We start from the raw sequence: 7222 nt of genomic DNA on the forward strand, positions 1-7222 counted from the left end.
TATGTATTTTTCTGCTCTAAACTATCAGTAACTATATCAAACACGGATTTCTTCGTTGAAACAGAATCTGCAAGGACTGGTATCAAAGCCTTGTAAATATTGGCTTGCGAGTTTTCGGATGGGTCTAGTGGATGTAATCGCAATGATTTGCAAAATCAACATCATCTCTAATCAAATGCCCCCAATATCTGCGTTGCCAGAGGTTTCCTTCTTTTCGCTTCTGGCGCGATCGCATAATATCAACATCAAGCCCTAACTGATGCCCGTAGTATTTAGTTACAAAGCGTTTGATTAAAAGCATCCGCATAGATAGATTGCGATCGCCTTCTGCTAGAGTCTATAAGGCGTGAAAGTGATCAGGTAGTAGAACAAAGGCATCTAGCGACAATGCTCCAAAAATCGACCTTGCCAGAGGTTTGCTTCTTTTCGCTTCTGGTGCGATGATCACATAATATGAACATCAAACCCTAACTGATGGCCGTAAGTAGGTAGGAAGGAAAAAACCAAACTATATTACTAAAGGTAAACAGGGCAGAAATCCTTACCAATGACCAAGGACAAATGACGACCCCCACGAGTTAACTTTATTTACGCCCACTTACTTAGTAATTTATTAAAATCTATATTATTAAGTAAATTTCAGATAATGTCGCTATTTATTCCGATTTTCTGGGATAAATAAATTAGAGGTATTTTGGTATTGCCATGCTCTTAAATGACCTATCCGGTACAGAAATTGATTTACCGCATATCTTGCATCAAATTAGGATGCTGGTTATAAAAATGCACCAGTCGGTTGAATTGAGTGCAATTCTCAACATAGTTGTCAGTACAATCGGAAAAATCTTAGAAAGCGATCGCGCGATCATCTATCGTTTTCTACCGGATGGAGATGGAGTAGTAGCGGCAGAATCGGTAAGTCCTGAATTCACACAAATTCTAGGGCAATTAATTTATGACCCTTGCTTCAATGCAAAATGGGTAGAGCAGTATCGTGAGGGACGGATTAATGTTATTGAAGATATTAACGCTAAACCGCTTGACCCTTGTTACAAAAATCTATTAACCAAATTGCAGGTTAGAGCTAATTTAGTAGTCCCAATTTTTATCAATAGTCAGAATATCGACCGTCAAGTTTGGGGATTACTAATCACTCAACAGTGTAGTGGCCCGCGTCAGTGGAGTTCCTTAGAAATTCAGTTTCTCCAGCTAGTAGCCACAGAACTAGGAATAGCTCTTCAGCCATTACCGCAATTCCATCAAAACTTCAAAAATTCGGCAGTTCCACCAAAGCAGAAGTTGAGGCTCACAAAAAGAACTTTGCATAAGAATTACAAAAAGATTCTGGCAAGGGATATTACTCAGCAGCAAACTTTTCTAGAAGAACGCCAGCGTGCTGAAGATCAGCTACGCTGGCAAGAAGCTTTGCTACGTTCGATGACAGACACTTCTTTGCTAGCATTTTTTGTTGTTGACAATCGTACAGACGAAATTCTTTACTTGAATCATCGCTTCTGTGAAATTTGGGGTATTGAACATCTAGAAGCCCGAATGCGACTTGGGGGTATGAAAAACAATGACATCATTCCTGATTGTATAACCTTAATTGCCGATGTGTCGGCATTTGCTCAAAGCTGCAAACCATTACAGTCTGAAGAAAATCGTTGTACGATTGAGGATGAAATTGTATTTATAGATGGGCGCATAATTCGCCGCTTTTCCAGCCAAATTCGGGATAGTCAAGATCAATATTTTGGCAGATTATACATTTTTGAAGACATCACCCCTCGTAAACAAATCGCCGCCGCACTCAAAGCCAGTGAAGAAAGATGGCAATATGCCCTGGAAGGAAACGGTGATGGGGTTTGGGACTGGAATGTGGAAACTCAGGAAGTTTTTTTCTCTCGTCGTTGGAAAGGAATGTTAGGTTTTGCAGAGCATGAGATCGGAAATACGCTCAGTGAATGGGATCAACGGGTTCACTCAGATGATAAAGCGCAGGTTTACGAGGAGATTGAGAAGTATTTTCGCGGTGAAACTCAACAGTATGTCAGTGAACATCGCGTCAAATGCAAAGATGGAACTTATAAGTGGGTTCTAGATCGGGGGAAAATTTTTAGTCGCAGAGATGATAGTAGTCCCTTACGGGTATTGGGAACCCATACTGATATCACTGAACGCAAGCAGATGGAAGAAGCTCTGCGAGAGAGTGAGGAACGCTATCGTTCTGTAATTACAACGATGGCAGAAGGGATTGTCTTACAGCAAGGCGATGGACGGATTACGGCCTGTAACGACAGCGCGGAAAGAATTTTAGGGTTAACAGCCGACCAAATGATGGGGCGAACTTCCATTGATCCGCGATGGAGCGCGATTCACGAAGATGGAACTTGTTTTCCTGGCGAAACCCATCCCGCCATTGTCACGTTACGCACAGGACAACCCCAATCTAATGTCGTCATGGGAATTTACACATCTGACGGCAGTCTCAAATGGGTTTCGATTAATTCTCAACCATTGTTCCAAGCAGATGAATTAACACCCTATGCAGTAGTCACATCATTTGTAGATATCACAATTCGCAAACAGGCTCAACAAGCATTACAACAGCAGATGGAACAAGAGCGAATGGTTGCGGCGATCGCACAACACATTCGCCAATCTTTGGATTTAGATCAAATCTTGAACACAACTGTTGCCGAAGTCAGACAAATTCTGCAAACTGATCGGGTCATTATCTACCGCTTTAACCTAGATTGGAGTGGTGTGATTATCACGGAGTCTGTAGGCGAAGGCTGGAAGAGAATCTTAAATATGAAAATTCTAGACAGTTACGTTGTAGAAATGCAGGGACAGTTAGATCAACAGTGTCTGCTGAAAGTCACTCCAGATATTTACAACGCCGGATTTGCTGATTGTCATCTAGAGTTATTGGAACAACTCCAGGTAAGAGCCAAGCTATTTGTACCGATTTTACAAGGCGATCGCCTCTGGGGTCTGTTAGTTGCTCATCATTGTAGCGCCCCTCGTGAATGGCAACCTTGGGAGAGCGAACTACTTCAACAACTAGCTACGCATTTGGCGATCGCTATTCAGCAATCAGAACTTTATCAACAATTGCAGCTAGCTAACCAGCAACTTGAAAATATGGCGATGGTCGATCAATTAACTCAAATCGCCAATCGCCGCAGTTTTGATAGCAAGCTTAATGATGTATGGCAAAATCTTTTACGAGAAAAAGGTTCAGTCTCACTACTTTTATGTGACATTGATTATTTTAAACAATTTAACGATACTTATGGTCATGCCGTCGGTGATGATTGTTTGCGCCTTGTCGCCCAAGCTTTGAAACAAACTGTCAAACGTTCTACGGATTTAGCCGCTCGTTATGGGGGAGAAGAATTTGTGGTAATTCTTAGCAAGACTAACACGGATGGCGCTATTCAAGTTGCCCAAGAAATTCATGCAGCTATCCAACAGCTAAATATTCCTCATGTTGCATCGGCGGTGAAGGAGTATGTCACCTTGAGTATCGGAATTGCCACGGTAATTCCTACACCTGATATGGTTCCTTTGGATCTGATTTCGGCAGCAGATCAAGCCCTTTACCAAGCCAAAGCACAGGGACGTAATCGTTCTTTTTTCAAACTATCATGAACATCCCCAAGTTCTTACGTCTTATTGACTTCGGCAAGCGATCGCATCCCATATAATGCCTGGTTAGGACTCTACTGCTAGGGTGAGTAAAAAGGGGCGCTCATGAAAAAGTCAAGGCTTTGCATGATTATATACCTCTTCATACTTTATAATGACGAAGACCATATTAAATACACCAAACTTGTCAAGTTAATTACCTGACAAAACTAAACAATGACACCTCAAAAAATTGACAGCAACTCACAAGTTTATTCAGATATATCAAATTCTTTAAATCGTATAGTAGAACCAAGTTTTGAATTTTACTCAATTTTTTCTCAAGAAGAACTTGTAGAGTTAATTCAGGCATTAGAACTTAGACGAGAATTTCCTTTAAAATATTCTTACAAAGGTAGAGGTGCAAACATATGGAATAATTTTTATCAAAAATATGTTGTTCCTAAATGGTATCAAACACCCAACGTAGAAACTGATTTATTAAAGAAAAACTTTGAATATATTAACGGCGATTATCAACATTGCCATAAAATCAACATTGTAGATGTAGGTTGTGGTAATTTCTATCCAGTAAAAAACTTCATTTCTCAACTTGATAAACTAGGTAAAATTAATAAATATATCGCCTTAGATATTAGTCAAGAACTCCTAACCCTATCCAAGGCAAATTTTATTAAATGGTTTCCCTCAATTAAATTTAATAGCTCTACCTTTGATATAGAAGCTAGCTCTATTCCCGCAGATATTTGGCAAAATTCCACTTCTCTTGAAAATAACGATATAGCCAATGTTTTTTTACATTTAGGTGTGACAATCGCAAATCATCAAGACAGAAATAGAGTTTTTCAAAACTTCAGAAATAGCATGAATAAAAATGATTTGCTTGTGTTTACTAACGAAATTGGTTCTAACTCTCAATGGGATGGACAAGTTCGGGGTGGCTGCAAGTATCATGTGGATGGAATATATACATGGATTAAAAACGAGATGAGAATAAGTTCTGAAGATTGCGAACTTGTAAGAAAGTATGATGTTAAAACTGATAGTATAACTGCCAAGATCAAATTTAATCAAAATTACACTCTAAATTTTAGCAAGTTAGGGATATATAAGCAGATTGAAATTTTAAAAGATGAAGAAATTACTATTTGGCGACATCACAAGTATGAGATGCCTGAACTTATCCAAGATTTAGAAAAAGCCGGATTACAACTTGTTCATGCTAGTCATAGTAAATATTTATCACCGATTATGGTTATTTGTAAAGTTGCTGATGCTTAGATTTTAAATCTATAGATAACAGCATAAAAATGTTTTTCTAAAATAAGAATTCAGATAGTAAGAGGATGTAATGATTTCGAGTCTAATCAGAATTTTACTGCCAGTTGCGACAACTATTTATCAAGCGATCGCATCTTGGCTGGAAGACCGACAACCACCGCCAGGTAAGCTGTTTGACATCGGTGGATATTCTCTACATCTCTACGTTGCTGGAAAAGGTAGTCCCACAATTGTTCTAGACCATAGCTTGGGAGGAATAGAGGGTTACTTGCTGATTGAAGAATTAGCGCAGCTAACGCAAGTATGCATTTATGACAGAGCCGGCTATGGGTGGAGTGACCACAGTCCACATCCCCGAACCAGCAATCAAATAGTCATGGAATTAGATAAACTCCTCACCCAAGCGGGAATTGAGCCGCCTTACATTTTAATAGGTAATTCATTTGGCAGTTATAACGTCAGATTGTATGCTCATCGGTTTCCTGAAAAGGTTCTGGGAATAATACTCACAGACGGTTTGCACGAAACAGGAATGCTGAAAATGACTTTTCAGTTACAGGCTTTGAAGTTCTTCTTTATCTCAGGTTTTGTGATGTCTATTCTCGGCTCAATCCTGGGAATTATTCGGCTACTGAGAATATGCGGCATATTTGAATTATTAAAGCCTGAATTACGTCAGTTTTCGGCACATTCTCTGGATTCAGTAAAACGTTCATTTTGTCGTTCTAAACACTGGATAACGATGATTCGAGAAATGTTAAATCTAAATCGCAGCGCACGTCAGGTTACTGTCGCGAACCAATTAGGAGCGATGCCTATTGTTAGCATCAAAGCCAATTCTTTTTTCAAGCCTTCCTTTTGGACTCTTTTTATTCCTTTGGGTGCTTCTAATCGATTACGGGATAAAATGCACATTGAGTTATGTAATTTATCTACAGATTGTCTGCAAATCCCAGCAGATCAGAGCGGTCATTTTGTGTGGGTAGACCAACCGGATGTAATTATCGATGCTGTCAAGCTGATTTTAAATAAAGTTGATTCTGCTCGATAAAACCATGAATACTGGCAAAAGCCCATTGTGGCGGTGATTCACAAAGCTGATATCGCACAGGATGGGAATAGATGTAATACACTAGTCAAATGAGGTGATTAACTCGGTTTAGTCTTTTGTCCACCTCAAGATATTTCACTATGAAGGTTCAATCAGTTCAGTTAAACTATTTCAAGAAATTTCGTGACAAAGTATTTGATTTTACTGATCCAGAAACCGGATTAGCACGAGATATCATAGTGCTGATAGGAATGAATGGTGCAGGAAAGACTAGTCTCTTGCAAGCAATTGCGGCGACATTGGGAGTAGCAACTGGGCGATTAGAAAATCTGTCAGGCTTAGAATGGTCAGGGTATAACTACGAGTTGTTGGGAAACAATTGGGGAGGATTTCAACCAGAAGTGACTGTACAAGTACAGTTTTCCTCCCAAGAGCTGCAAGCAGTTCGTGAATTCCACCAGAAATTGCAAGATATGGGACGGAACTTACCCATTTCTCCGGCTGAAAATGATATTATTTCCCTGAAATGGAATGGTGAGCGTGTCCAAGCAAGAACAGATGCAGAGTTCTTTCAATTTAAAGGACGAGAATATGCTAAACAACTACTGCGTTCAGAAGGGTTTAAAGTATTTGAGCGAGTTGGAACTATTTTGTGGTACACAGAGCAGAGAACCTCAACCAGTTTAACCACCGAAGATTATAATCACAGACTTGAAATTACTGATGATATTTTACGCGATCGCCTGTCAAAGTTGCGACAATTCCATCTGGATGTTCAACCAGGAGGAAGAATTAGAGAGTTGCGTCCTGGTCAAAAAGATTTGTATGGTGAAATTGAGCAAGCCTATAAAATAGTATTTCCAGAACGTAGTTTTGAAGGTCCTGTTCCGCGAGAAAAGGTAATTGATATTTTCAGCGAACCTTGGTTCTATCTCTACGATGGCAAAAATCAATACGAAATTTCTGAAATGTCTGGGGGTGAGCGTGCTGTCTTTCCCATGCTCATAGATTTTGCTAGTTGGAATATTCATAACTCAGTTATCTTGATTGATGAAATTGAACTACATTTACACCCGCCAATGCAACAGGCATTACTTAGAGCTTTACCTGACGGGGCGACAAACAAGGCTGAAAACAAGACAGTGTAAACAATGTAACGATTTATGGTAAAAAAAGATAGGTCAGGAATTGTCAATAAGACCTATCTAATGATAATGATACCTTTATTCTATCAAA

5 protein-coding genes are annotated in these 7222 nt (G+C 39.5%); 4 read left to right on the forward strand and 1 reads right to left on the reverse strand.

Annotated features, from left to right (window positions below):
* Nucleotides 1–124: 124 nt before the first annotated feature.
* A complete protein-coding gene (locus tag AACX33_RS03985) occupies nt 125–307 on the reverse strand; it encodes a hypothetical protein (protein WP_228049236.1) in 183 nt (60 codons plus the stop codon).
* 398 nt (nt 308–705) lie between these two features.
* Between AACX33_RS03985 and AACX33_RS03990 the strand changes: the two genes are divergently transcribed.
* From AACX33_RS03990 to AACX33_RS04005, 4 genes are all read left to right on the forward strand, one after another.
* A complete protein-coding gene (locus AACX33_RS03990; protein WP_194003857.1) occupies nt 706–3657 on the forward strand; it encodes a diguanylate cyclase domain-containing protein in 2952 nt (983 codons plus the stop codon).
* 213 nt (nt 3658–3870) lie between these two features.
* On the forward strand, nt 3871–4935 hold the full coding sequence (locus tag AACX33_RS03995) for an L-histidine N(alpha)-methyltransferase (RefSeq protein WP_194003859.1): 1065 nt from the start codon (nt 3871–3873) through the stop codon (nt 4933–4935).
* Between the two features lie 70 nt (nt 4936–5005).
* A complete protein-coding gene (locus AACX33_RS04000) occupies nt 5006–5986 on the forward strand; it encodes an alpha/beta fold hydrolase (RefSeq protein WP_227789435.1) in 981 nt (326 codons plus the stop codon).
* 140 nt (nt 5987–6126) lie between these two features.
* Nucleotides 6127–7134: an AAA family ATPase gene (locus AACX33_RS04005; protein ID WP_194003861.1), complete on the forward strand. Its 1008-nt coding sequence runs from the start codon at nt 6127–6129 to the stop codon at nt 7132–7134.
* Nucleotides 7135–7222: the final 88 nt, after the last annotated feature.

It is taken from the genome of Nodularia sp. LEGE 04288 (genome assembly GCF_963896525.1).
Taxonomy (GTDB): domain Bacteria; phylum Cyanobacteriota; class Cyanobacteriia; order Cyanobacteriales; family Nostocaceae; genus Nodularia.